Origin of the sequence: Methylobacterium sp. Leaf93 (genome assembly GCF_001422345.1) — a bacterium.
Classification (GTDB): Bacteria; Pseudomonadota; Alphaproteobacteria; order Rhizobiales; family Beijerinckiaceae; genus Methylobacterium; species Methylobacterium bullatum.
Map to the genome: position 1 here is coordinate 104572 of NZ_LMMS01000027.1, position 23575 is coordinate 128146.

Sequence of the window (23575 nt, forward strand, 5' to 3'; positions counted from 1 at the left end):
GTATTTGTAGAAAGCGTATCGCGTGCGTATCTTGCGCTTCCTCGTCGTCGGCAGCGTCTTCGGCCTGAGCGTCCTGGCGATCGGCTTCGTCAGTGCCGACCGGCTGGCACATCTCCCCGCCCCGTCGCCGCCACAGATGGTGCGGGCCCCCGTTCCCAGCGAACCGCAGGATACCGGCTCGATCCCGTCGCCGTCCTTGCCCCTCGGCGGCACGGCCAGCGTCTCGACCACCGGCCCCGCCGCACCCCGCCCGACGGGAGCCAGGCCCACCGGATCGAAGCCTTCCCCATCCTCCGCCGCCAAACCCGCGGTGACGAAGACGGCCTCGCTCAAGCCCGCGCCGGCCAAGCCGAAGGCCACGGACGGGTTCGACACCGAGCGTTTGAACGCCCTCCTGCGCGGCGACCCGATCACCCCGCCGCGCCGCTGATCGGCCTCCCCCCTTCCGCGGACGGGGAGGGCGAAGCGGCCCCTCGACGCATTGCCTCCCCCCATCCCGCGCCCGCGCTCCGCTTCGGATCTTGGTGTAAACCCCGTCCCATCCCCGAAGCGGGACGGGAGGAACGTCGTGGGGCTGATCTACGCGCTCGGAGCCTACCTGAGTTGGGGCATCGTCGTACCGGTGCATTTCCGGCTGCTCGATTCCGTGCCGGCCGGCAGCATCCTCGCCCATCGCATCGTCTGGTCGAGCGTGCTCGTGGTCGGCCTGCTGGCGGTCCTGCGCCGGCGGGTGCGCAACCCGTTTCCCCTGAGGCGCCGCCACCTTCTCCTCGTCGTCTCGGCTGGGCTCATCGCGATCAACTGGCTGCTCTACCTCGTGGCGGTCCAGTCCGGGCACATGCTCGATGCGAGTCTGGGCTATTTCATCAATCCGCTGATGAGCGTGGCGCTCGGCGCCCTCGTTCTCGGCGAGCGGCTGCGGCCGGTCCAGGCTGTGGCGGTGGGGCTCGCCGCCGCCGGCGTGATCCTGGCGGTGGTCCTGGCGGGGCACCTGCCCTGGCTGTCCCTGACGCTCGCCGCGAGTTTTTCGCTCTACGGGCTGGTGCGCAAGGTGGTGGGCGTCGACGCCATGGTGGGCTTTGCCGCCGAGACCTTCCTGCTCCTGCCCGCCGCCGGCCTCTATCTCGTCCTCGCCGCCCCCGCCGTGGTGAACGGCGATCCCGTCCGCCTCGGCCTCCTGCTCCTCACCGGCGCCACCACAGCCCTGCCGCTGATCTGGTTCGCCGCCGCCGCCCAGCGCCTCACCCTCTCCACCCTCGGGCTGATGCAATACCTCGCCCCTTCCTGCCTCATGGCCCTCAGCGTCCTCGTTTACGGCGAACGCCTGGAGCCGCATCGACTGGTCCTGTTCGTCCTGATCTGGCTGGCGCTGGCGCTTTATGCCGTCGATTCCTTCCGTGCGGCGCGGCGGGCCAAGGAGCCGCCCGAGCCCGCCGCCGCTGGCCCCGACCGCCCGGGCATGCGATCGTTCTGAGCGAGATTCGGAGGCTCTGGATGCGCAACCGCATCACCGACATCGCCGGCATCACCGTGGGCCACGCCCAGGATGCGCGCGTGGCGAGCGGCACCACCGCGATCCTGTTCGACCCGGCCGTGGTGGCGGGTGTCGACGTGCGCGGCGGGGGGCCGGGCACCCGGGAGACCGACCTCCTCGACCCCGAGCGCACGGTGGAGCGCATCGACGCCCTGGTCCTGTCCGGTGGCTCCACCTTCGGTCTCGACGCGGGGGCCGGCGTCGTGGCCTGGCTCGCCGAGGCGGGGAGGGGGTTTCCCGTCGCCGATATCCGTGTCCCCATCGTCCCCGGCGCGATCCTGTTCGATCTCCTCAACGGCGGCGACAAGAACTGGGGCCGCTTCTCGCACTATCGCGACCTCGGCTACGAGGCCGCCGCGGCGGCGGCGCAGGATTTCGCCCTCGGCACCGTGGGGGCAGGCTACGGCGCGCGCACGGCCAACCTCAAGGGCGGCCTCGGCTCGGCTTCCTCCCTCGTGGACGGCACGCCCGCGCGGGTCGGCGCGCTGGTGGCGGTGAACGCCTTCGGCCGGGTCACGGTGGGGGAGGGGCGGCATTTCTGGGCGGCGCCGTTCGAGCGTGAGGGGGAGTTCGGCGGCCTCGGCTTCCCCGATCCGATGCCGGCGGACGCCTTCACCTGGCCCCGCGAGGCCTCGCCCGGCACCAGTACCACCTTGGCCATCGTCGCCACCGACGCGGTGCTGACCAAGGCTCAGTGCCGCCGCCTCGCGGTGATGGCGCAGGACGGCCTGTCGCGGGCGATCCACCCCGTCCACACGCCGCTCGACGGCGACATGGTCTTCGCGGTCTCCACCGGACGGATTCCCCTCTCCGACCCCATCACCGATCTCGCCCGTATCGGCGCGGCGGCGGCCGATACCCTCGCTCGCGCCGTGGCCATCGGAATCCACGCGGCGACCAGCCTGCCGGGCCTGGCGATGCCGCCGGCCTGGCGGGATCTGTGGGGCGGGTGAGGGGAAGATATTGGTCAGACTCTCGTCGAGTCCGGCATCGCAGGCCGCACCTTTTACACGCCTGCAGCGAAGCGCAAGGTGATCTGGGACCTCACGCGAATACGCGCCACGTCAGCGGCTCACCCGCTTCACCCGTCCGGGGGAAGGGAACCGAGAGGATCAGTCCTCCTTGGCGTCCTCCATCAGCTGCGCCAGCCCCGCATCCACCTCGGCGCCGAGCATCGCTCGCTCGGCATCGCTCAGGTCGCGGGCCCAGGCCGGGCCGGCGAACCCGGCGGCGCATTTGGCGCGCTCGGCCGCGATATAGGCTTCCGTTTCCTCCGGCTGCCGACGCATTGCCTCGGCGAAGCCGAACCAAGCCGCCCGCTCCACCACCGCGAGGCGGGCGCGCAGGCGGATCATCACTGCCCGGTCCGGGCTGACGTCGTTACTCATGGGGCTTCGTTCCTGGGGGATTCGCGCCCGGCCGGCTCAGCGCCGCGGTTCGCAGCGGGTCTTCACGTAGGTGTCCGGATTGTTGCCGTGGCCGGCATTGGCCGCCAGGACCGGCCCCTGCATCATGCATTCCTGAAGCGTGTGAGCAGGCCCCGTGATCACGTCGAGGGCCGTCTCGCGGGAGCAGTCGGGGGCCTGGACCGTGGAGGCGCAGACCAGGGCAACGATGAGGACTGGGTTCATGAGACCGGAATCTAGATGCGCGGGGCAGGGCGGCAAGGGCGGCCTGCAGGAAAATGCAGCGCTCTGTGGTCGATGGAGCGGCCATGCGCGCGTTCGCAAAGCCTTGAGCATGGAGTGTCTAGGATGTTCGTCCTTTGCTTAAAAACCTAGGTCAAATAGCCTAGGTCTTTATGTCTAATCGGCGAGGCTCGTGCCTGTGGATGCGCCGCCCTCGTGCTCCGCACGCTGGGCTCATCCGTGCTAGGATCGGTCTCGTCGCGGGCGCGATACGGGACAGCGGAGCGGGAATGACGGTGGGGATCGAGATGGGTCTGAGCATGGGGCCGGGCGAAGAGCCCGCCCGGCTCGATCTCGAGGAACTCTTGGCCACCCGACTCCTGGTCCAGGGCAATTCCGGCTCCGGCAAGTCGCATCTCCTGCGCCGCCTGCTCGAGCAGAGCGCGGGCTCGGTCCAGCAGGTGATCATCGATCCCGAGGGCGATTTCGTCACCCTGGCCGAGGCCTACGGCCACGTGGTCGTGGACGGCGCCCATGGGGAGGGCGATCTCCAGGCCATCGCGGCGCGGGTGCGCGCCCATCGGGTCTCCGTGGTCCTCACCCTGGAGAGCCTCGACATGGAGGCGCAGATGCGCGCCGCCGCCGCCTTCCTCGGCGGCCTGTTCGAGGCCGAGCGCAGCCATTGGCACCCCGTCCTCGTCGTCGTCGACGAGGCGCAGATCTTCGCGCCCGCTGCCGCCGGCGACGTCTCCGACGAGGCGCGCAAGGCCTCTCTCGGGGCCATGACCAACCTGATGTGCCGTGGCCGCAAGCGCGGGCTCGCGGGCATCATCGCCACGCAGCGCCTCGCCAAGCTTGCCAAGAACGTGGCGGCCGAGGCCACCAACTTCCTGATGGGCCGCACCTTCCTCGACATCGACATGGCCCGCGCCGCCGACCTGCTGGGTCTCGACCGCCGCGGCGCCGAGCGGTTCCGCGATCTCTCCCGCGGCGAGTTCGTGGCCCTCGGCCCCGCGTTGAGCCGCCGGCCGCTGGCCCTGCGCATCGGGCCGGTCTCCACCTCGGCGCGCTCGGGTTCGCCCAAGCTCGTGCCGCTTCCCGCTCCCGCCGACGCGGATCTGCGCGCCCTCATTCTCACCCGCTCGGCCGAGGATGGCCCGGCCTCCTGGGCCCCGGCACCGCGCACTCCGCCGACGCCCCGTGCGAGCCCCGCCGACCTCCTGCGCGAACTCAGCGCCTACCGACCCGAGCCCGTCGAGGCGCCCGAGCCCCTGAGCGAAGAGGAGTTGCGCGCCGGCCTCGACGAGGTGCTGCGCGGCATCGCCGCCGACCCCGATGCCGGGCGCCAGCCCGTGGCCGTGATCTACCAGGACTTCCTCGTGCGCTGCCGCATGCGCGGGCTCGACGGCGAATCCCTCCCCCTCGCCGCCTTCCGCCGCCGCCTCGGCGTGGCGCGGGCCGGGTTCGACGGTGAGGCCTCCCGGGCCGACGGGGACGCGCGCTGGGACGAGGCACAGGCCGCTGCCGCCAACCTGCCCGACGAGGTCCAGGGCCTGTTCCTGCTCCTCGCCCGCGCGGCCCTGGCCGGAGAGCCCTGCCCCGGCGACGAGGCCCTGGCGCGGGCCATCGGCAGCCGCTCGCCGGGGCGCGCCCGGCGGCTCCTCGCCTATGTGGAGACGCGGGGCACCATCGTCTGCCGCACGGATTTTCGCGGGCTGCGCGTCATCGCCCTGCCCGTGCTCGGCTGCGAGACCGGGCCAGGCGACCCCAAGGCGACACTGCCGGGAAGCGTCGAGCCGGAGATGCCGGGCCTGTTCGCGGCCGAATAGGCCGCGCCCCTCCTGTGAAGGGGCGCGCCGCCGTCACACCCGCGCGCGTCCGATCCTCGTCATGTCGAGGAGATGATAGATCAGGATGGCACCGAAGGTGGCGGTGCCGATGCCGCCGAAGGCGAAGGACCCGAATTTCAGGGTGAGGTCGCCCGCGCCCAGCACCACGGCGACGCCGACCGTGAGGAGGTTGCGGGCATTGGCGAAGTCCACCCGGTTCTCCACCCAGATCCGCCCGGCCGTGGCGGCGATCAGCCCGAACACCACCACCGAGAGACCGCCGATCACCGGCACCGGCAGGGTCAGGATCAGGGCCCCGAATTTCGGGCACAGGCCGAACAGGATCGCGGTGAAGCCGGCGACCACGAAGACCAGGGTCGAGTAGATCCGGGTCATGGCCATGACGCCCATATTCTCCGCATAGGTCGTCACCCCCGTGCCGCCGAGGCCCCCCGACAGCATGGTGGCGAGGCCGTCGCCGAGGAAGGCGCGGGCGATGTAGGGGTCGAGGTTGCGGCTCGTCATCGCGCCGATGGCTTTGATATGGCCGAGATTCTCGGCGATCAGCACCACGAAGACCGGGGCGATGAGGGCGATCGCCTTGGGGTCGAAGATTGGCGCCACGAAGCCCGGCACGCCGATCCAGGGGGCGGCCATGACGGCGGAGAAATCGATGGGCTTGGCGAGACCCAACCCGTTGGCGAGGAGGAGATAGAGCAGGTAGGCGAGGGCCGCCCCGATCAGGATCGGCAGGCGCCGGGCGAGGCCGGGCGCGTAGATGGTGATGACGCTGACGATGACCACCGTCAGAAGGCCGAACCAGGTGTCGAAGGCGGAGGCCGAGATGATCCGCGTCGCGATCGGAGCGAGGTTGAGGCCGATGGCGGCCACCACCGCGCCGGTCACCACCGGGGGCATCACCCGCTCCACCCAGGCATAGCCGACGAGCCCGATGACAGCGCCCACGAGGCCGTAGAGCAGACCCGCCGCGACGATGCCTCCGAGCGCCACGGCGATGTTGGGGTTCGGCCCCGCCCCGGCATAGCCCGTGGCCGCGATCACCACACCGACGAAGGCCGCCGACGAGCCGAGATAGCTCGGCACCCGGCCGCCCGTGGCGAGGAAGAAGATCAGCGTACCGATGCCGGAGAAGAAGATCGCCAGGTTGGGGTCGAACCCCATCAGGATCGGCATCAGCGCGGTGGCGCCGAACATCGCCACCACGTGCTGGAAGCCGAGGAGCACGGTCTGGCCCGCGGGCAGCCGCTCGTCGGGCATGACGTCCGTGGCCTCCGACGTCGCATCCCTGGCGCGCCAGACGGGGAAATAGGGTTCGGCTGCCATGATCGCGTCGTCTCCGGACGGGTGTGGGCGCGTGATGCGGATCGCGTGATGCAAGGAGCGTGGCAGCCGCACCCCATGGAGCGGCGCGACGCTTCAGGACGATGTCCTAATCCGACCCGGTCGCGGCCTCCTCCGACCGCCCCGCCAAGGCGAAGGCGATGGGCAGCCAGAGGAAGAAGAAATGCATGTTCACGAACGAGAACGGGTTGGGAAGGTCCGATCCCATGTAGCCGAAGCTGAAGATCAGCGCGGCGGCGCAGAACGTCGAGAGCCCTCCGTCGACGGTCGCGAGGTGACGGCAATAGACGAAGGTCATCGCCAGGGCGGCCACCAAGGCCGGGACGCCGAAATACATCGCCGTGCCGAAGAGGCCGTTATGGGCGTGGTTGAAGAGCGAATCGGCAAAGCGGAAGACGGGCGTGAAACCGAGCAGGGGCCGCTGCGAGATATGCTCGAACACCCAGGTCCAGATCTGCTGGCGGCTGGAGGGACGGCAGAAATTCGACTGGTCGACGCAGAGCATCGCTCTCAGCCAGGGCTCGATCACGATCAGCGCCGTGGTGAGGCTCCAGGCCAGGAGGGCCACCGCGAAGAGCCGCCAGCCGGTGAGACGCCAGCCATCCGGACGCCACGGCAGCCGCGTCGCCGCCAGGGCGACGACCGCCGCGAGGATGGGACCGCGGCTCTGGGTCATGGCCATGGCCACGACGATCGGCAGCGCGGCCAGGGCGACGAGGGCGATCGTCGCGGGTGTGGCCGGGCGTGACCGGTCACCGAGGAGGGCGACGATGCCGATCAGGGCGATGCAGAGGCCGCCGGCTCCCGGGATGGAGTTGGACGGCCGACCCAGCGGCACGAGCCTGTCCGCCAAGGAGAGGCCCCCGCCGAAATGCAGAACGAGCGTCAGGAGTGCGCTGAGGCTGGCCACGGCAAAGAGCGCGCTCAGGATGAAGCGGAGGCCGCAGCAGGCGAGCAGGCGCCGTCCCGCCAGGAGGGAGACGGCCAGGAGCGCGAAATTCGCCACCGCATCGCTCGCCGGCCCCAGGGGAATGCCATTGACGAGAAGGCCGAGCACCGTCCAGGCGGCGAAGCCCGCGAGCGCGGCGAGCCCCCATTCCAGGGCGTGCGGCAGGCGTTCGCGCAGCAGCGTCGGATCGCTCACGGCGATGGTGACGAGCCCCGCGATCATCAGCTTGGCCGAGAGGTTCTTGGCGATGAAATAGGCGGAGACCAGCAGCAGCAGGTAACCGGCCACGCAGAGGACGTTCCGCCCCGCGAGGCCGCGTGCCGAGGTGTCCGGGGTCGTCATGCGTCAGGCCCCGGCATGGAGTCTCGGTGCGGGTTCCACGGCGCGGAGGATGGCCTCCGCCGTGGCCGCGGGATCGATCGCGAAGGATTGCCGGGCGCCCTCCGGGCCGCCCAGGACCGGCACGTAGTCGGCCCCGCCCTCACTCGCCCAGTGAAGCACTGTGCTCTTGCGGGAGGTCGAGGCCATCAGTTCGACGACGGTGGCGCCGGGCTTGCAGAAGATCGTGTTGGCCAGGGCGGCGCCGTGTACGGCGGCCACGACGTCGGCACCCGCTATCGCCGCCATCTGCTCGGCATGGTTGCCCCATCCCGGCTCGAAGATGCGGAAGCCCGCGCGTTCCAGCCGCTCGACCAGCGCGTCCTCGCCCTCCACGACGCGCAGGCGCTGGTTGCGGCGCCGGAGATAGAGCTTCGAGGCCGGCGGCGTGATCGGATGCCCCCGATAGGCCGCACGGAAGATGGCCCGTGCCGTATCCAGTGCCTGGGGTACGCCGAAGATCCGTTCGATATTGGGGCAATGGCTCCGGGCATAGACATAGCGCTCCGTGACCACATGGTCCGTCGCCTTGAGCACGAGTTGCCGGATCGGGTAGCCGAGCGCCTTCAGCCCATCGAGAAAGGCGGTCACGAGGGGCGGGTGCGAGGCCGTGACGAACACCGTCTCCTCCCGCTTGTCGATGGCACCGACGCGCACGGCCTCGCAGATCGGCATCAGCACGTCGGTGAGGAGATGGCCGAAATGGAAGACGGGCGGGATCGCGAGGCAGCGCTCCGTCAGGACGATCTTGCGCAGGCCGATCGGTGCGGGGTGGCAGAAGGCCCAGCGCGCCTGGCCCCGCTGGCCGAGGGAGATCTGGCGGCCCGTGTCGTAATCGGCGGGGATCACGGTGTGGCCGGGAATCAGGACGCCGCCGATCCCGGCGATCATCGTGCGGGTGGTGTCCCCCATGCAGGCCGTCTCCAGCCCGTTCATCACATCGGCGTTGTGGCGCATGACGATGGCCCGCGCCGCGTCGTAGCCGGGCGCGCAGAGGCGATGCCTCCGGGTCTCGTCGCTGATCACCCGCGCGCGGCCGGCCGGCCAGGCGAAATCCGGGAAGTAACCCGTGCTCCGCCGCAGGGCGGGATGCCAGCCCAGCAGGGCAGTGCTGAAGGCCGACGCATAGGGCTTCAGATCGAACAGGCGTTCGAGGAAGGTATGGTGCCGAGCCAAGCAGGTCCCCCACGAAATCGCACGCTCGACCCTACGGCACCATTGGTGAAGATCGTTGAAACGACACAACCGAATCTATGGTCTCGCCCCGCAGTGTAGGGCGAACTGTGTATTTCGAATGCCCGATACAAATAGAGAGCTTGGCACGCCCGGTCGAACCCGGTTCTCCGGCCCGATGCCGTGGCGCATGACAAGTCCGACGTCGTTCAATGGTGATGCGGTAAGCAGCCCCGGTGGATAAATCAACATCCTCCCGCACATTGAGCTTGCGCGCCTCGACGGCCTGATGGGCCGCATGGTTCGGATGCGCGGCGTCAGAGCGCCCCCAGCAGGCCGTCCGCCTTGCGGGCGGGCGCGGGTGACGCAGGCGATGACACGGGCAAGGTGTGGTAGCGTCGGCCGGCATAGACGAGGACCTGTCCACCGCCGGGCTCCGAGAGATCCACCACCTCGCAGAACAGCACGTCGTGGCTGCCGACGGCGTGGCGCGCGACGATGCGGCAATCGAAGGCGGCGAGCGCCCCCTCCAGCACCGGCGCCCCGGTGGCGAGTTCGCCCCACGCCGCCGCGGCGAAGCGCTCGTCCATGGGGGTGCGACCGCCGAACGCACCCGCGATGCCGGCCTGCTCGCCCGACAGGGTGTTCACGCACAGGACCGCGTTGGCGCTCACCGCCGCGTAGGCCGAGGAGGTGCGGTTGATGCAGACGAGGAGGGTCGGCGGCGCGTCGCTGACGCTGCAGACGGAGGAGGCGGTGAAGCCCGCCCGTCCCCCCGGTCCATCGCTGGTGACGAGATGGACCGAGCTGGCCAGATGCGACATCGCCTCGCGGAAGGCGCCGGCTTCGACCGTGGGCATCGTCGTCTCGCTCATGGCCGGGGGCTTTCCTCTCAGCGGGTTCAGCGAAAGTGATCACCGGTTTTGCGCCTCAAAACCTGCGACACTTCAGAGGCCTGAGCGAGGTGACGCGTTGGCTTGCCAATGCGAACCTGCTCAGGGTCGGTCGAGAAAGGCGAGGAGGGCGCGGTTGAACGCCTCCGCCTGCGTCACGCTATGGGCGTGGCCGCCGCCCTTGGCCAGATCCAGCCTGGCGTCGGGCAGGCCCGACGCGAGCCGCTCCGAGCACAGATAGGGCACCAGCACGTCGTCTTCCGCCGCCATCACCAGGGTTTCGTGCGGGATGTCGGCGAGACGATCGCTGAGACCGAAGGCCTCGAGTGCCGCGATCCGCCGGAACGTGTTCTCAGGCCCGGGGAAATGCGCCAGGGCATGGGCCTCGTCCGCCGCCACCCGCCCGGCGTTGAGGGACAGCCAGGGCGCCGGGTAGAGGAAGATGGCCTGCGCCGCCACATAGGCATCCGGTCCGGCATGGGTCAGCAGCGCCTTGCGGGCGGCAAAGCAGCGCTTCGTCGCCGGATCGGCCCTGTCCCAGCCGTTGACGACCACGAGGCGCCCGACCCGGTCGGGATGGGTGCGCGCGAGCTCGAGGCCGATCAGGCCGCCCAGCGCATGCCCGACGATGTCGGCACTGGCGATGCCGAGATCGTCCAGCACCCGGAGCGCGTCGCGGGCCATCGCCGCGATGTCGTGGCCCTCCTCCAGGGCATCGGGCGAGCGCCCGGTGCCGCGATGGTCGTAGCCGACCACCCGGAAGCGCTCGGCCAGAGCCGGGATCTGCGGCGCGAAATAGCCGCAGGAGCCGCCGAGACCCGGCGAGAGCAGGATGGTGCGCGCTCCGGCCCCGTGGATCTCGTGGTGGATGGCTGCGCTCACGGCTTGCCCACATGCGCGATGGTGGCGATCTCCACCAGGGCGTCGGGCTTTACCAGGCCGCACTGGATGCAGTAGCGCGCCGGCTTCTCGCCGGGGAAGTAGCTGGCATAGACCGCGTTGATCGCGGCGTAATCGGCCCAGTCCTTCAGGAAGATGTGGTTGAAGGTGACGTCGTCCATGGTGCCGCCGGCCGCCGTGACGACGCCCTTGATCGTCTCCAGCACATGGCCGGTCTGGGCGCCGGCATCGCCCACATGGACGACGTTGGCGTCGGCATCCAGCGGCAGGGTGCCGGAGACGTAGAGTACGCCGTCGGCGAGGGTGCCCGGCACGTAGGGGGCCAACGGCTTGCCGGTGCCGGGGGGAATGATCGCGGTCTTGGGCATGGTTCGCAGTACTCCCGTTCGATCGTCGAAATGGCCGTCTTCGTCGTCTGTGTTGCCTGTGTCGTCTTGCCCGCCCGTGACCTCATCCTGAGGTGCCGCAGCGTAGCGGAGGCCTCGAAGGAGGCTTTCAGCTCGCTCCCAGGGGCCTGGAGGCCTCCTTCGAGGCCCGCTGACGCGGGCACCTCAGGATGAGGTCGAGGGCGGGAGGGAGGATGTCACTCCGCCACCACGGCGTCCCGCTCAGCCAGCGCCGCTTTGAAGCTCGCCACGTCCGAGACCCAGCCGAAGAAGGTCTCGATATTGGCGAGCGCGCCCGCCTGCAGGCTGTCCGGCCCCGCCTGGTGCGTTGCGTCGGCCAGCACGATGCCGAAATATTCGAGGAAGAACCCGTCGCGCAGGGTCGATTCCACGCAGACGTTGGTGGCGATGCCGGTGAAGACCAGGGTGCGGATGCCGGCCGAGCGCAGCAGGCTGTCGAGCTGGGTGCTGTAGAAGCCGCTGTAGCGCGGTTTGGGCAGCAGGATGTCGCCGGGCTCGGGCTTCAGCGTATCCACCAGGGCGTAGTCCCAGGTGCCCTTGGCCAGCAGCCGCTCGTTCATGTCGGGGTGGCTGCGCATGGTCTTGAGGGCGTTCGACTTGTGCCAGTTCGGTGAGCCCGGCCCGCCGGCCTCGACATAGTCGGGGTCCCAGCCGTTCTGGAACCAGACGACCCTGATTCCGGCCTTGCGGGCGGCGGCGACGGCCGTCGCGATCCGCTCGATCACCGGGCCGGTCGCCGAGACGTCGAACCCGGCGAGATCGAGGTAGCCGCCCTTGGTGGCATAGGCATTCTGCATGTCGACGACGATGAGAGCCGTGGCCTCGGCATCGAAGGCGATGGGCTCGGGCCGGGCGGGGAGGGTGATGCCGCCATGGCGCCCTGCCGGATCGTGATAGCCGGCGACCATCACGCCACCTTCGCCATCGGCACCGCATCGGCGGTGACATGCGCCCGCGAGCGCATCAGCGGCTGGATGCGGGTGCCGTAGGCGTCGAGGCCTTTGAGAAAATCGTCGAAGACCAGGAGCACGCCTTCGGTGCCTGGCACGGTGGCGACCTCGTCGAGCATCCGCGCCACCTCAGCGTGAGAGCCGACGAAGGTGCCCATGTTGATGTTCACCGCCGAAGTCGGGTCGGCCATCTGGCGCACGTTGGTGTCCGAGCCGGATTTGGTGTCGGCCGCTCCCTGGACCCCGAGCCAGGCGATGGCTTCGGCATCCGCTCCCGCCTTGTAATGCTCCCAGGTGGCGCGGGCCTCCTCGTCGGTCTCGGCGGCGATGATCATGAACAGCACGTAGGACGACACGTCCCGGCCCGTCTCGGCCTTGGCGAGTTCCAGCCGCTCCACCGTGGGGGCGAAGGCTTTGGGCGTGTTCACGCCCTTGCCGAAGCAGAAATTGTAGTCGGCGTATCTGGCGGTGAATTCCATGCCGGCGGCCGACTGGCCGGCGCAGATGATCTTCATCTCCGCCTGCGGCCGGGGCGAGAGCCGGCAATCGTCCATCTGGAAGAACTCGCCCTTGAGGTCACAGGAGCCCGTCTCCCACAGGTCACGAAGCACCTGGGCGTATTCGGAAAGGTATTCGTAGCGCCGTGAAAAGTACTCATCGCCGGGCCACAACCCCATCTGCGAGTATTCCGGCCGCTGCCATCCGGTGACGAGGTTGAGGCCGAAGCGGCCGCCGGAGATGGAATCGATGGTGGAGGCCATCCGCGCGGTGATGGCGGGGGGCATGCACAGGGTGGCGGCGGTGGCGAAGAGCTTGATCCGGCTCGTCACGGCGGCGAGGCCCGCCATCAGCGTGAAGGATTCGAGGTTGTGGTCCCAGAACTCGGTCTTGCCGCCGAAGCCCCGCAGCTTGATCATCGACAGGGCGAAATCGAACCCGTAGCCCTCGGCCTTCAACACGACCTGCTTGTTGAGCTCGAAGCTCGGCCTGTATTGCGGCGCGTTCTCCGACAGGAGCCAACCGTTGTTGCCGATGGGAATGAAGACGCCGACATTCATGACCGCCTCGCTATTCTGGCGGAGATTGGACGATGGGATCCAATCCCGGTCAAGGTTGCGAACGGAAGAGTGTCCTGCTCGTCCCGTCCGATGGTGAACGGTAGTTGTTTGGACCATATGGTCAAACTCGAAATCGACCTTTTCGGCCGTTTGCTCAAACTCTCTTCGATCTGCCCGGGGGGAAGGCGGTTTCTGCTGAAACGGCGGGCGGGCCGAGCAGGTTCGCGTCGGCGGGCCGGTTCATCCCCCGCCGTGACACGTTCTCGTGAGGTCTCACTCGCGGACATTGCCTTCGCGGAGGGCGCGGTCAGTTTTCTGGAGGTATTCAAAACAACCACGGAGAGGAAACCCCATGCGGTACCCGATGCTCGGTGCTATCGTCGCGATGCTGCTTCCGATGGCGGCCCATGCCGAAGGCGATGCGGCCGCCGGCGAGAAGGCGTTCGCGCCCTGCAAGGCCTGCCATGCCTTCGGCAAGAACGGTGTCGGCCCGGATCTGACCGGGGTCGTCGGGCGCAAGGCAGCTTCCCTCGACGGGTATTCCTACTCGGCCCCGCTCAAGGCGTCGGGCATCACCTGGGACGAGGCGAACCTGCACGAATGGCTGAAGAACCCAAAGGCCAAGGTGCCGGGGACGAAGATGGTGTTCGCCGGCTATCCCGACGACAAGAAGATCGACGACGTGATCGCGTATCTCGCCTCGAAGAAGTAGGCCATTTCGCGAGCCTCGCCGATGGAGCGGAATTCCGCCGGCGGGGCTCGTTTCCCAGTGCCTATCGCAGGCCGAGCCCGGTGAGGATCAGGGCCTGCGTACTCGCCACGGTGCTCTCGAAGAAGTCGGATTCGTCGAGGCTCCGGCCCGTGACCGCATCCACCTGGACCGCGAAATCGGCGTAGTGCTGGGTGATCGCCCAGATCGAGAAGATCAGGTGGTGGGGGTCGTGGGCACCGATGCGGCCCTGGTCGATCCATCCGCGCAGGATCGCCGCCTTGCTGTCCACCAACCCTCGCAGGGGGCCTTCGAGTTCGGCCCGCAGGAGCGGCGCGCCCTGGACGATCTCCAGGCAGAACAGCCGCGAGGCCTGCGGCGCGTCCCGCGACAGGGTGAGCTTGGCGCGGATATAGGCCCGGATCGCCTCGGCCGGATCGCTGTCGGCGTCGAGTTCCTGCAGCGGGTCGAGCCAGACGTCGAGGACGCGGCGGAGCACCGCCAGATACAGCTCCTCCTTCGAGGGGAAGTAATAGAGCAGGTTGGCCTTCGACAGCCCGGCCCGCTCGGCGAGCCGGTCCAGGCTCGCCCCGTGCAGGCCGAGTCCCGAAAAGATCTCGAGCCCCGCATCAAGGATCGCCTCGCGCCGCGCCTCGCCGTCCTTGCGGCGGCGGCGGGCGGGGGGCTTGTCTGCGATCACCGGCACCTGGTCGTCTCCTGGTGCCCCGACCGAGGCGATACCGTCACGATGCATGTCGATCTCGAAAGCGCTTGTTCGTCCGGTATCGTCACACTCAAGGAGTGCAGGACAGGTCGGCTGAAACCGCCCGACACGTCCGTGTCCACTCGCCCACGAGGCTGCAGTCGCTCAGGGTCATCGTCTCGGCGCCTGTGCCGAAGGAATAGGTACACCTTTCGAGTGGTTTGCTGCCGACCCACCCGTCACCGGGAAAACCCAGAAGCTCGATTTCGGTCTGCGAGCCGCGATACTGGCCTTCACTCTGAAATGATTCCTTGTGGGCATGAGAAAAGATGCTTGTCCCAAGTCGACCGTTTTTCCCGAAGCACAGTGTTTTGCTGCCTGGACTTTCACCGCCATCCAGATTCCGAGGCTTCATATCTTTCGTCCAGCAGCCTCCCAAGTCCCAGGCTGCTTTCGTCTTCTTCGCGGCTGCAGGTTGAGCGAGCACTGTGATCAGTGCCAATGCATGGGCGAAAAGAAAGAATCTCTTCCAGTCGGACATGGTCATGCCCCCGCCGGGTGATGGTCGATCCAGTGCCGGGCGATGTCGATCCGTCGTGCCACCCAGACGTCCTCATGGGCGGCGATATGGTCGAGGAAGCGGGCCAGCGCCCCGATCCGGCCCGGCCGTCCGACGAGGCGGCAATGCAGCCCCACCGACATCATCTTCGGCGCGCTCTCGCCCTCCGCGTAGAGCGCATCGAACGTGTCGCGCAGGTAGGTGAAGAAGTGGTCGCCGGTGTTGAACCCCTGCAGCGCGACACAGCGCATGTCGTTGGCGTCCAGCGTGTAGGGCACCACGAGGCCCCGCCCGCTCGGCGCCTCGATCCAGTAGGGCAGGTCGTCGGCGTAAGAATCGGCGAGCCAAGTGAAGCCGGCCTCCACCCCGAGATCGAGGGTGTGGACCGAGGAACGGCCCGTGTACCAGCCCAGCGGCCGTTCCCCCGTGATCTCGGTATGGATGCGGATCGCCTCGTCCATATGCGCCTTCTCCTCCTCGCGGGTGAAGTCGCGGTAGTCGATCCATTTCAGGCCGTGGCAGGCGATCTCCCAATCGGCCTCCTTCATGGCCGCGGCGATGTCGGGGTGACGGGCCAGTGCCGTGGCGACGCTGAACACGGTGACGGGAATGTTCCGCGCCTGGAGCAGCCGCCAGATCCGCCAGAAGCCCGCACGCGAGCCGTATTCGAACATCGATTCCATGTTCATATGCCGCTGGCCCGGCCACGCCTGGGCGCCGACGATCTCCGACAGGAACGCCTCCGAGGCAGCATCGCCATGCAGGATGCAGTTCTCGCCGCCCTCCTCGTAGTTGAGCACGATCTGCACCGCGATCCGCGCGCCGTTCGGCCAGCGCGGATGGGGCGGGTTGCGGCCGTAGCCGACGAGGTCGCGGGGATAGGTCACGGGGCCTGCCGTTCGGATGGACATATGGACGTTCGACGCACAGTCCTGCCACGACCTGTCCCCTCGATCCAGATCGCGCCTGCTCCATTGATTGTAGAAACGTAGTCCATGAGCTACATTCCTGAATCATGGACATGCGCCGCACCGACGTGTTCGACGGCTGGCTCAGGGGCCTTCGCGACACGCGCGCAACGGCACGGATCGCGTTGCGCGTCGACCGTCTCGCCCATGGCAATCCTGGCGATGTAAAGCCCGTCGGAGAGGGCGTGAGCGAACTGAGAATTGATTATGGGCCCGGCTACCGGATCTATTTCGTTCGTCGGGGCGAGGCTCTCGTCATTCTCCTGTGCGGCGGTGACGAAGGAAGCCAGGATCGCGACATCGCTCGGGCCAAGGCGATCGCGCGGACTGTGTGAGGTGAGACTCCTAAAGCGAGAACTCCGCAAGGAATGAGCGATGACCACGACCCAGCCCTATGATTCCGCCGATTATCTCGACACCGATGAAGCGGTGGCCGAGTATCTGGCCGCTGCGTTCGAGGAGGGAGACGCCGCTCTCCTGCGACATGCGCTTGGCGTCGCCGCGCGCGCTCATGGCATGACCCAGATCGCCAGAGAGACGGGTCTCTCCCGCGAGAGCCTGTACCGAGCCCTGTCCGACGAGGGCAATCCGAGCCTCGATACGACCATGCGCGTCCTGAAAGCCCTCAACCTGCGCTTGACGACGACAGTGGTCCCGGCTCCCTAGGAACGGCCCGCGCATGGTCCTTGCCTGCGTCCCGCACCCCGCGACCAACACCCGAGGTTTCCCGTGCTCCTGACCCCGCGCGAAAAGGACAAGCTCCTCGTCGCCATGGCCGCCCAGGTCGCCCGCAACCGGCTCGCCCGCGGCGTCAAGCTGAACTATCCCGAAGCGATCGCGCTCATCACCGATGCGGTGGTGGAGGGCGCGCGGGACGGCCGCTCGGTCTCAGAACTGATGCAGGCGGGCGCCCATGTGCTGACCGCCGATCAGGTGATGGAGGGCATCGCCGAGATGATCCACGACATCCAGGTGGAGGCGACGTTCCCCGACGGTACCAAGCTCGTCACCGTCCATCATCCGATCCGTGGCGCGCCCTCTTCGGACGTGCCCGGCACGGTGACGACGCTTCCGGGCGAGATCGTCTTCAACGACGGCGCCCCGCGCACCCTGCTCACCGTGTCCAATGTCGGCGACCGGCCGATCCAGGTCGGCTCGCACTACCATTTCTACGAGGTGAATCCGGGCCTGACGTTCGAGCGCGAGAAGGCGAGGGGCCAGCGCCTCGACATCGCGCCGGGCACGGCGGTGCGGTTCGAGCCGGGCGCCACGCGGGAGGTCTCGCTGGTGCCGCTGCTCGGCGCCCGGACGGTCTACGGGTTCCGCGGCGACGTGATGGGGTCCCTATGAGCGACGAGACGTCCCGTCTGCGCGACGGCATCCTCCTCGTCACCCGTGCCGCCGAGTTCGCCGCGCGGCGTCACGTGGGACAGACCCGGAAGGGCGCGGCGCGCGAGCCTTACGTGAACCACCTCGCCGAGGTGGCCTCGCTCCTAGCCGCGACCGCCGAGGAGCCCAATGCCAATCTGGTGGCGGCGGGCTGGCTCCACGACACGGTGGAGGATACCGGGACGAGCCGCGAGGAGATCGAGCAACTGTTCGGTCGGCGCGTCGCCGAACTCGTGGCCGAGGTCACCGACGACAAATCGCTGCCCAAGGCCGAGCGCAAGCGTCTCCAGGTCGAGCAGGCGCCGCACAAGTCGCCCGGCGCCCGCGCCCTCAAGATCGCGGACAAGATCAGCAACCTGCATTCGCTCGTGGCGAGCCCCCCGGACGATTGGGGCGCGGAGCGCGTGGCGAACTACATCGATTGGGCGAAAGAGGTCGTCGCCGGCTGTCGCGGCGTCAACGCGGCGCTGGATGCTCTTTTCGACCGCGCCGTCGCAGAGGCACGAGAGGCCGCCTGATGTCCAACACACCCCGCCCCGCCTCCCTCGCCCGCTCGGCCTATGCCGACATGTTCGGCCCCACCACGGGCGATAAAATCCGCCTCGCCGACACCTCCCTTGTCATCGAGGTGGAGCGCGACCACACCACCTATGGCGAGGAGGTGAAGTTCGGCGGCGGCAAGGTCATCCGCGACGGGATGGGGCAGTCGCAGGTGACGAATGCCGATGGCGCGGTGGACACCGTCATCACCAACGCCGTGGTCCTCGACCATTGGGGCGTGGTGAAATGCGATGTCGGCATCGTGAAGGGGCGGATCTTTAAGCTGGGCAAGGCCGGCAACCCGGACATCCAGCCGGGCGTCGACATCATCGTCGGCCCCGGCACCGAAGTGATCGCGGGAGAGGGCAAGATCCTCACGGCCGGCGGGTTCGACAGCCATATCCACTACATCTGCCCGCAACAGATCGAGGAGGCCCTATGCTCGGGCGTCACCACCATGCTCGGCGGCGGCACCGGCCCGGCGCACGGCACTTTCGCCACCACCTGCACCCCCGGCCCCTGGCATCTCGCCCGGATGATCGAGGCGGCGGACAGCTTCCCGATGAACCTCGCCTTCGCCGGCAAGGGCAACGCCTCGCGGCCCGAGAGCCTCGTCGAGATGGTCCGCGCCGGCGCCTGCGCCCTGAAGCTCCACGAGGATTGGGGCACCACGCCCCAGGCCATCGACACCTGCCTCACGGTGGCCGACCTGCACGACGTGCAGGTGATGATCCATTCCGACACGCTCAACGAATCCGGCTTCGTCGAGGACACGATCCGCGCCTTCGCGGGGCGGACCATCCATGCCTTCCACACGGAAGGGGCGGGGGGCGGGCATGCGCCGGACATCATGAAGGTGGCGGGGCTGATGAACGTCCTGCCCTCGTCGACGAACCCCACGCGCCCCTATACGCAGAACACCATCGACGAGCATCTCGACATGCTCATGGTCTGCCACCACCTCGATCCGGCGATCCCCGAGGATCTGGCGTTCGCCGAGAGCCGCATCCGCAAGGAGACCATCGCGGCCGAGGACATCCTGCACGATATCGGCGCGCTTTCGATGATGTCGTCGGACAGCCAGGCCATGGGCCGGGTCGGCGAGGTCGTCATCCGGACCTGGCAGACGGCGGACAAGATGAAGCGCCAGCGCGGGAGCCTGCCGGGCGACACCTCCGGCAACGACAACCTGCGCGCCCGCCGCTACATCGCGAAATACACGATCAACCCGGCCATCGCGCATGGGGTCTCGGCCCATGTCGGCTCGGTGGAGGCGGGCAAGCTCGCCGATCTCGTCCTGTGGACGCCGGCCTTCTTCGGGGTGAAGCCCGACCTCGTCATCAAGGGCGGCATGATCGCCACCGCACCGATGGGCGACCCCAACGCCTCGATCCCCACGCCCCAGCCGGTGCATTACCGCCCAATGTTCGGGGCCATCGGCCGCTCGCCCTTCGCCACCGCGCTCACCTTCGTCTCGAAGGCCGCCATCGAGGACGGGCTCGGCGAGAGGCTCGGGGTGCAGAAGCGGCTCGTCGCCGTGGAGAACGTGCGCGGCGGCATCTCGAAGAAGAGCATGATCCTCAACGACGCCACGCCGAACATCGAGATCGACGCGGAGACCTACGACGTGCGCGCCGATGGCGAACTCCTGGTCTGCGAGCCGGCCGAGGTGCTGCCGATGGCGCAGCGGTATTTCCTGTTTTGAGGTAGAATGGCGGCGCTGACAGGAGACATGCCATGGCAAAGGCTGCTGTGAGGCTGCCCCTGGGGCAGGATCTCCACGAGACCGATCTGTATCTCTGGACACAGGCGCAGGCGGCGCTCCTGCGCGCGGGCCTTTGGCAGGATGTCGACCTGAATCACCTCGCCGAGGAGATCGAGAGCTTGGGTGGGTCGCAGAAATCCGAGATCCGCAACCGACTCTCCATCCTGATTCAGTATCTGCTGAAGTGGGAGTTTCAGCCGCAGAAGCGCAAGTACGGCTGGCGTGCCTCCATCGTCGAGCAACGGCTCCAGATCGACGGCCTTCTCGATGTCAGTCCCAGCCTCAAGGCATGGCCCGAGGTGGTGCTCGCCAAGGCTCATCGCTTGGCATGCGTCCGCGCGGCAGCGGAGACGGGCTTGAGCGAGCGTGCCTTTCCTGAAGCCTGTCCCTACTCGCTGCAGCAGATCATGGACGATGGCTTCTACCCTGGTCCGGTAGATCCGGAGGTTCTCTGATGCCGAGGATCGGTATGATCGAGCTGCCCAAGGAAGCGTTTCTGACCCCATGATCCGCGCCACACGCGTCCTGCGCCGAGACGCCCTCTCCGGCGAGATCGTCGACCGCATCGTCCTCGACCATGGCGACCGCCACCGCCGGCGCATGGCCATGCGTGGGGTCGGCGGACTGTCCTTCCTGCTCGACCTGCCCGCCCCGACGGTCCTCGACGACGGCGACGCCCTGGTGCTGCAGGATGGCCGCCTTGTCTGGGTCGAGGCCGCTCCCGAGCGCCTGCTCGAAATCCGGGCCGCCGACGACCTCGCCCTCAAGCGCCTGATCTGGCACATCGGCAACCGGCACATCCCAGCCGAGATCGGCGCGGACGCGGTCTACATCGCCTATGACCACGTGCTGGCCGAGATGGTGCGGGGCTTGAGCGGCACGGCCGAGCCGGTGGAGCGTCCGTTCCGGCCCGAGGGGGGCGCCTATGCCGGCGAGGCCGCCGGGCACCACCACGGGCATGGCCATGCCCACGATCATGGTCATGGTCATGGTCACGACCACCCTCATCCGCACAGCCACGACACGGTGTCCGGTTGAGCCTCGTCCTCCGACCCATGAGCCGTTGGCGGGCAGAGGCTCCAGGGAAGGGCGCCCGGCGCCATGAGGGATGATCCCCGATGATCGACACCGTCCGGCTCATGGCCTGGCTCTCGCCGGGCTATCCCGTCGGGGCCTATGCCTATTCGCACGGGCTCGAATGGGCGGTGGAATGCGGCGATGTCGGCGGCGAGGCCTCGCTGCTGGCCTGGCTCTGCGACGTGCTCGAACGGGGCGCGGTGCGCACCGACCTGATTCTTCTGGCTCATGCCCATGCCGCCGCCGAGGCGGGGGACGTCGCGGCGCTGGCGGAGGTCAACGACCTCGCCGTCGCCCTGGCGCCCACGCGCGAACTCCACCTCGAGACGACCCAGCAGGGGCGCAGCTTCCTCGACGCCACCCGCGCCGCCTGGGGCCTGCCTGACCTCGACCGGTTGAGCGAGGCATTGCCCGGCGAGGTGGCCTACCCGGTGGCGGTGGGGCTCTCGGCCGGCGCCCACCGCATGGCGCTCGCCCCGGTGCTCGCCGGGTTCGGCCTCGCCTTCCTGCAGAACCTCGTCTCGGCGGCGCTGCGCTGCGCGCCCATCGGCCAGAGCGCCGGCACGCGGGTGATCGCGTCCCTCACCCGCCGGGTGGCGGCTTTGGCCGCGACCATCCCGCCCCTGAGCCTCGAGGAGATCGGCACCGCGACCCTGCGCCTCGATCTCGGCTCGGCCCGGCACGAGACTCAGTATTCCCGGATTTTCCGCTCGTGAAAGACCCCGTCATGACCTCACTGAACGGCCACTCACCGAACGGCCCCTTGCGCGTCGGCATCGGCGGCCCCGTCGGCTCCGGCAAGACCGCCCTGATGGAACAGCTCTGCAAGCGCTTCCGCGATCGCTTCGAGATCTGCGCCATCACCAACGACATCTACACCAAGGAGGATGCCCGCATCCTCACCGTGGCGGGCGCCTTGCCCGAGGAGCGGATCATGGGCGTCGAGACCGGCGGCTGCCCGCATACGGCGATCCGCGAGGACGCCTCGATCAACCTCGCGGCGGTGGCCGAGATGCGCCGTCGCTTCCCCAAGCTCGACCTGATCCTGATCGAATCCGGCGGCGACAACCTCGCCGCGACCTTCTCGCCGGAGCTCGCCGACCTCACCCTCTACGTCATCGACGTCGCCGGCGGCGAGAAGATCCCGCGCAAGGGCGGCCCCGGCATCACTCGGTCCGATCTCCTCATCGTCAACAAGACCGACCTCGCTCCCATGGTCGGCGCCGATCTTGGAGTGATGGAGGCCGATACCCGGCGCATGCGGGGCACGCGGCCCTACGTGTTCTCCTCCCTGCGCGAGGGACACGGCGCGGACACGGTGGCCCGCTTCATCGTCGAGGCCGGCGGGCTGGGATAGGTTGCCTCCGCGGAATCATCCGATCAACCCACCTCATCCTGAGGCGGCGCAGCGCAGCGGAGCCCTCGACGGAGGCGTCCGGGGACCGCCAGTCAGGCTGGAGCCCTCCTTCGAGGCCGCTTCGCGGCATCTCGGGATGAGGAATTCGGGTAGGAAGACGTCGCGGGAGCGAGCCCGCCCCCGTCCCCTCGAGGTCCTCCGACGTGACGACACCCCTTTTCGCCCGCGAGGGTTCCGTGCGGGAAGTCTTCCTCGCCTTCCTCAAGCTCGGCCTCACCGCTTTCGGTGGCCCGATCGCCCATCTCGGCTACTTTCGCGACGAGTTCGTGCACCGCCGCCGCTGGCTCGACGAGGCGGCCTATGGCGACCTCGTGGCCCTGTGCCAGTTCCTGCCCGGCCCGGCCTCGAGCCAGGTCGGGTTTTCCCTCGGCCTGATGCGGGGAGGGGGATTGGCCGGTGGGTTGGCGGCCTGGACCGCCTTCACCCTGCCCTCGGCGCTCCTCCTCGTGGCCTTCGCCTATGGGGCGGACGCCCTCGCCGGCCCGGTCGGATCGGGCATCGTCCACGGGCTGAAGCTCGTCGCCGTGGCGGTGGTGGCGCAGGCGGTCTGGGGCATGGGCCGCACCCTCGCGCCCGATGCCACCCGCGCGGCCATCGCCTTCGCAGCCCTCGCCCTGACCACTGTACTGGCCGGATCGACCGGTCAGGTCGCCGGTATCGGTCTCGGAGCCGTTGCCGGGCTCGTGGTCTGCCGCCGGGCATCCTGGCCGGCGGGCGGGCATTTCGGCATCCCGGTCTCGCGCCGGGCCGGCGCGGTGGCCCTCCTTCTGTTCGGCCTGTTCCTCGCGGTCCCGCCGCTCCTCGCGAAATCCCTGTCCTCGCAGGGGCTCGCTCTGTTCGATGCGTTCTACCGCTCGGGTGCCCTCGTCTTCGGCGGCGGGCACGTGATGCTGCCGCTCCTGCGCACGGCCCTGGTCGAGACCGGCTGGATCGGCCCGGACGCATTCCTCGCCGGTTACGGCGCGGCGCAGGCGGTGCCGGGGCCGCTCTTCACCTTCGCGGCCTATCTCGGCGTGGCCCTCGGACCGCAGCCGAACGGTCTGGCCGGGGCCGCCATCGCCCTGGTGGCGGTGTTCCTGCCGGGATTGCTCCTGGTCTACGGAGCTTTGCCCTTTTGGGATGCCGTCCGCGAAAGACCCCTGGCGCAGGCGGCCATGCGCGGCGCCAACGCGGCGGTGGTGGGGATTCTCGCCGCCGCCCTCTACGATCCTCTCTGGACCGGTGCCGTCCTCGGCCCGCGTGACTTCGCCGTGGCGGCCGGCGCGTTCCTGCTCCTGACGATCGGGGCGGCCCCGCCCTGGATCGTGGTCGTGCTCACGGCCGTCGCGGGGGCGGGCCTAGCGGCGGTGGGGGGCTGACGCTTGAACAGCATCGATTCACCCTCGCA

At 68.7% G+C, this 23575-nt stretch carries 27 protein-coding genes and 1 pseudogene; 15 read left to right on the plus strand and 13 right to left on the minus strand.

Annotation, left to right across the window (positions count from 1 at the left end; all coding sequences use genetic code 11):
• The first annotated feature begins 22 nt into the window (after positions 1 to 22).
• The 3 genes from ASF26_RS22805 to ASF26_RS16440 all read left to right on the plus strand — a co-directional run bounded on the left by ASF26_RS22805 (position 23) and on the right by ASF26_RS16440 (position 2487).
• A complete protein-coding gene (locus ASF26_RS22805) occupies positions 23 to 430 on the plus strand; it encodes a hypothetical protein (RefSeq protein ID WP_056256111.1) in 408 nt (135 codons plus the stop codon).
• A gap of 138 nt (positions 431 to 568) precedes the next feature.
• Positions 569 to 1474: an EamA family transporter RarD gene (gene rarD, locus ASF26_RS16435; protein ID WP_056256113.1), complete on the plus strand. Its 906-nt coding sequence runs from the start codon at positions 569 to 571 to the stop codon at positions 1472 to 1474.
• Positions 1475 to 1494: 20 nt separating this feature from the next.
• The gene (locus ASF26_RS16440) at positions 1495 to 2487 is read left to right on the plus strand and encodes a P1 family peptidase (protein WP_056256117.1); all 993 of its coding nucleotides are present in this window, start codon (positions 1495 to 1497) and stop codon (positions 2485 to 2487) included.
• A gap of 159 nt (positions 2488 to 2646) precedes the next feature.
• Here the strand turns inward: ASF26_RS16440 and ASF26_RS16445 are convergent, their stop codons facing one another.
• Both ASF26_RS16445 and ASF26_RS16450 read right to left on the minus strand, forming a co-directional pair.
• Entirely contained in the window at positions 2647 to 2922 is a 276-nt protein-coding gene (locus tag ASF26_RS16445) for a hypothetical protein (protein ID WP_056256121.1), read from the minus strand.
• 36 nt (positions 2923 to 2958) lie between these two features.
• Positions 2959 to 3165 (minus strand): hypothetical protein, encoded by a 207-nt coding sequence (locus ASF26_RS16450; RefSeq protein WP_027173473.1) that lies wholly within the window; start codon positions 3163 to 3165, stop codon positions 2959 to 2961.
• A gap of 287 nt (positions 3166 to 3452) precedes the next feature.
• Here ASF26_RS16450 and ASF26_RS16455 point away from each other — a divergent pair, with 287 nt between their 5' ends.
• The gene (locus tag ASF26_RS16455; RefSeq protein ID WP_056256125.1) at positions 3453 to 4991 is read left to right on the plus strand and encodes an ATP-binding protein; all 1539 of its coding nucleotides are present in this window, start codon (positions 3453 to 3455) and stop codon (positions 4989 to 4991) included.
• Positions 4992 to 5024: 33 nt separating this feature from the next.
• Here ASF26_RS16455 and ASF26_RS16460 read toward each other — a convergent pair whose 3' ends face one another.
• From ASF26_RS16460 to rutA, 8 genes are all read right to left on the minus strand, one after another.
• The gene (locus tag ASF26_RS16460) at positions 5025 to 6335 is read right to left on the minus strand and encodes a solute carrier family 23 protein (protein ID WP_056256129.1); all 1311 of its coding nucleotides are present in this window, start codon (positions 6333 to 6335) and stop codon (positions 5025 to 5027) included.
• 106 nt (positions 6336 to 6441) lie between these two features.
• Positions 6442 to 7644 (minus strand): O-antigen ligase family protein, encoded by a 1203-nt coding sequence (locus ASF26_RS16465; RefSeq protein WP_056256130.1) that lies wholly within the window; start codon positions 7642 to 7644, stop codon positions 6442 to 6444.
• 3 nt (positions 7645 to 7647) lie between these two features.
• Positions 7648 to 8856, minus strand: coding sequence for a glycosyltransferase family 61 protein (locus ASF26_RS16470; protein ID WP_056256133.1), 1209 nt, complete (start codon positions 8854 to 8856; stop codon positions 7648 to 7650).
• Positions 8857 to 9170: 314 nt separating this feature from the next.
• Positions 9171 to 9728, minus strand: coding sequence for a flavin reductase (locus ASF26_RS16475; RefSeq protein WP_056256136.1), 558 nt, complete (start codon positions 9726 to 9728; stop codon positions 9171 to 9173).
• Positions 9729 to 9848: 120 nt separating this feature from the next.
• On the minus strand, positions 9849 to 10628 hold the full coding sequence (gene rutD / locus ASF26_RS16480) for a pyrimidine utilization protein D (RefSeq protein ID WP_056256140.1): 780 nt from the start codon (positions 10626 to 10628) through the stop codon (positions 9849 to 9851).
• Positions 10625 to 11014: a pyrimidine utilization protein C gene (gene rutC, locus ASF26_RS16485; protein WP_056256148.1), complete on the minus strand. Its 390-nt coding sequence runs from the start codon at positions 11012 to 11014 to the stop codon at positions 10625 to 10627. The genes rutD and rutC overlap by 4 nt, the downstream gene beginning before the upstream one ends.
• A 215-nt stretch (positions 11015 to 11229) precedes the next feature.
• On the minus strand, positions 11230 to 11961 hold the full coding sequence (gene rutB, locus ASF26_RS16490; RefSeq protein WP_056256151.1) for a pyrimidine utilization protein B: 732 nt from the start codon (positions 11959 to 11961) through the stop codon (positions 11230 to 11232).
• On the minus strand, positions 11961 to 13061 hold the full coding sequence (gene rutA, locus ASF26_RS16495; RefSeq protein WP_056256154.1) for a pyrimidine utilization protein A: 1101 nt from the start codon (positions 13059 to 13061) through the stop codon (positions 11961 to 11963). Before rutA ends, rutB begins: the two co-directional genes overlap by 1 nt.
• A 352-nt stretch (positions 13062 to 13413) precedes the next feature.
• Here rutA and ASF26_RS16500 point away from each other — a divergent pair, with 352 nt between their 5' ends.
• Entirely contained in the window at positions 13414 to 13773 is a 360-nt protein-coding gene (locus ASF26_RS16500; RefSeq protein WP_056256163.1) for a cytochrome c family protein, read from the plus strand.
• A 61-nt stretch (positions 13774 to 13834) separates the two neighbouring features.
• On the opposite strand, the gene rutR is transcribed toward ASF26_RS16500, so the two are convergent.
• The 3 genes and pseudogenes from rutR to puuE all read right to left on the minus strand — a co-directional run.
• Positions 13835 to 14476, minus strand: a complete 642-nt coding sequence (gene rutR / locus ASF26_RS16505) for an HTH-type transcriptional regulator RutR (RefSeq protein ID WP_056256937.1) — start codon at positions 14474 to 14476, stop codon at positions 13835 to 13837.
• 88 nt (positions 14477 to 14564) lie between these two features.
• A complete protein-coding gene (locus ASF26_RS22810) occupies positions 14565 to 15020 on the minus strand; it encodes a hypothetical protein (protein WP_156463025.1) in 456 nt (151 codons plus the stop codon).
• A gap of 8 nt (positions 15021 to 15028) precedes the next feature.
• Positions 15029 to 15919 (minus strand): annotated as a pseudogene (gene puuE / locus ASF26_RS16510) (allantoinase PuuE); the annotation flags it as partial.
• Between the two features lie 125 nt (positions 15920 to 16044).
• On the opposite strand from puuE, the gene ASF26_RS16515 reads away from it, so the two are divergent.
• The 10 genes from ASF26_RS16515 to chrA all read left to right on the plus strand — a co-directional run bounded on the left by ASF26_RS16515 (position 16045) and on the right by chrA (position 23546).
• Entirely contained in the window at positions 16045 to 16335 is a 291-nt protein-coding gene (locus ASF26_RS16515; protein WP_056256168.1) for a type II toxin-antitoxin system RelE/ParE family toxin, read from the plus strand.
• Between the two features lie 40 nt (positions 16336 to 16375).
• A complete protein-coding gene (locus ASF26_RS16520) occupies positions 16376 to 16666 on the plus strand; it encodes an addiction module antidote protein (RefSeq protein WP_056149621.1) in 291 nt (96 codons plus the stop codon).
• Positions 16667 to 16729: 63 nt separating this feature from the next.
• Positions 16730 to 17350 carry an urease subunit gamma gene (locus tag ASF26_RS16525; protein ID WP_082477683.1) on the plus strand — a complete coding sequence of 207 codons (621 nt, stop codon included), beginning with the start codon at positions 16730 to 16732 and terminating at the stop codon, positions 17348 to 17350.
• Positions 17347 to 17907, plus strand: a complete 561-nt coding sequence (locus ASF26_RS16530) for an HD domain-containing protein (protein WP_056256171.1) — start codon at positions 17347 to 17349, stop codon at positions 17905 to 17907. The genes ASF26_RS16525 and ASF26_RS16530 overlap by 4 nt, the downstream gene beginning before the upstream one ends.
• Positions 17907 to 19634 carry an urease subunit alpha gene (gene ureC, locus ASF26_RS16535; protein WP_056256175.1) on the plus strand — a complete coding sequence of 576 codons (1728 nt, stop codon included), beginning with the start codon at positions 17907 to 17909 and terminating at the stop codon, positions 19632 to 19634. Before ASF26_RS16530 ends, ureC begins: the two co-directional genes overlap by 1 nt.
• A gap of 32 nt (positions 19635 to 19666) precedes the next feature.
• A complete protein-coding gene (locus tag ASF26_RS16540; protein ID WP_056256178.1) occupies positions 19667 to 20149 on the plus strand; it encodes a DUF29 domain-containing protein in 483 nt (160 codons plus the stop codon).
• Positions 20150 to 20198: 49 nt separating this feature from the next.
• The gene (locus tag ASF26_RS16545; protein WP_056256181.1) at positions 20199 to 20732 is read left to right on the plus strand and encodes an urease accessory protein UreE; all 534 of its coding nucleotides are present in this window, start codon (positions 20199 to 20201) and stop codon (positions 20730 to 20732) included.
• An 80-nt stretch (positions 20733 to 20812) separates the two neighbouring features.
• On the plus strand, positions 20813 to 21487 hold the full coding sequence (locus ASF26_RS16550; RefSeq protein ID WP_056256186.1) for an urease accessory UreF family protein: 675 nt from the start codon (positions 20813 to 20815) through the stop codon (positions 21485 to 21487).
• A gap of 11 nt (positions 21488 to 21498) precedes the next feature.
• A complete protein-coding gene (gene ureG, locus ASF26_RS16555; protein ID WP_056256188.1) occupies positions 21499 to 22128 on the plus strand; it encodes an urease accessory protein UreG in 630 nt (209 codons plus the stop codon).
• Between the two features lie 203 nt (positions 22129 to 22331).
• Entirely contained in the window at positions 22332 to 23546 is a 1215-nt protein-coding gene (chrA, locus tag ASF26_RS16560; protein ID WP_056256191.1) for a chromate efflux transporter, read from the plus strand.
• The last annotated feature ends 29 nt before the right edge of the window (positions 23547 to 23575 follow it).

What these genes read in the sequence shown, in the direction of transcription:
- ASF26_RS16440 (WP_056256117.1), top strand. Translation starts at nt 1,495, where the DNA reads ATGCGCAACCGCATCACCGACATCGCCGGCATCACCGTGGGCCACGCC.
- ASF26_RS16445 (WP_056256121.1), bottom strand. Translation starts at nt 2,922, where the DNA reads ATGAGTAACGACGTCAGCCCGGACCGGGCAGTGATGATCCGCCTGCGC.
- ASF26_RS16450 (WP_027173473.1), bottom strand. Translation starts at nt 3,165, where the DNA reads ATGAACCCAGTCCTCATCGTTGCCCTGGTCTGCGCCTCCACGGTCCAG.
- ASF26_RS16455 (WP_056256125.1), top strand. Translation starts at nt 3,453, where the DNA reads ATGACGGTGGGGATCGAGATGGGTCTGAGCATGGGGCCGGGCGAAGAG.
- ASF26_RS16460 (WP_056256129.1), bottom strand. Translation starts at nt 6,335, where the DNA reads ATGGCAGCCGAACCCTATTTCCCCGTCTGGCGCGCCAGGGATGCGACG.
- ASF26_RS16465 (WP_056256130.1), bottom strand. Translation starts at nt 7,644, where the DNA reads ATGACGACCCCGGACACCTCGGCACGCGGCCTCGCGGGGCGGAACGTC.
- ASF26_RS16475 (WP_056256136.1), bottom strand. Translation starts at nt 9,728, where the DNA reads ATGAGCGAGACGACGATGCCCACGGTCGAAGCCGGCGCCTTCCGCGAG.
- rutC (WP_056256148.1), bottom strand. Translation starts at nt 11,014, where the DNA reads ATGCCCAAGACCGCGATCATTCCCCCCGGCACCGGCAAGCCGTTGGCC.
- rutB (WP_056256151.1), bottom strand. Translation starts at nt 11,961, where the DNA reads ATGGTCGCCGGCTATCACGATCCGGCAGGGCGCCATGGCGGCATCACC.
- rutA (WP_056256154.1), bottom strand. Translation starts at nt 13,061, where the DNA reads ATGAATGTCGGCGTCTTCATTCCCATCGGCAACAACGGTTGGCTCCTG.
- ASF26_RS16500 (WP_056256163.1), top strand. Translation starts at nt 13,414, where the DNA reads ATGCGGTACCCGATGCTCGGTGCTATCGTCGCGATGCTGCTTCCGATG.
- ASF26_RS22810 (WP_156463025.1), bottom strand. Translation starts at nt 15,020, where the DNA reads ATGACCATGTCCGACTGGAAGAGATTCTTTCTTTTCGCCCATGCATTG.
- ASF26_RS16520 (WP_056149621.1), top strand. Translation starts at nt 16,376, where the DNA reads ATGACCACGACCCAGCCCTATGATTCCGCCGATTATCTCGACACCGAT.
- ASF26_RS16530 (WP_056256171.1), top strand. Translation starts at nt 17,347, where the DNA reads ATGAGCGACGAGACGTCCCGTCTGCGCGACGGCATCCTCCTCGTCACC.
- ureC (WP_056256175.1), top strand. Translation starts at nt 17,907, where the DNA reads ATGTCCAACACACCCCGCCCCGCCTCCCTCGCCCGCTCGGCCTATGCC.
- ASF26_RS16540 (WP_056256178.1), top strand. Translation starts at nt 19,667, where the DNA reads ATGGCAAAGGCTGCTGTGAGGCTGCCCCTGGGGCAGGATCTCCACGAG.
- ASF26_RS16545 (WP_056256181.1), top strand. Translation starts at nt 20,199, where the DNA reads ATGATCCGCGCCACACGCGTCCTGCGCCGAGACGCCCTCTCCGGCGAG.
- ASF26_RS16550 (WP_056256186.1), top strand. Translation starts at nt 20,813, where the DNA reads ATGATCGACACCGTCCGGCTCATGGCCTGGCTCTCGCCGGGCTATCCC.
- ureG (WP_056256188.1), top strand. Translation starts at nt 21,499, where the DNA reads ATGACCTCACTGAACGGCCACTCACCGAACGGCCCCTTGCGCGTCGGC.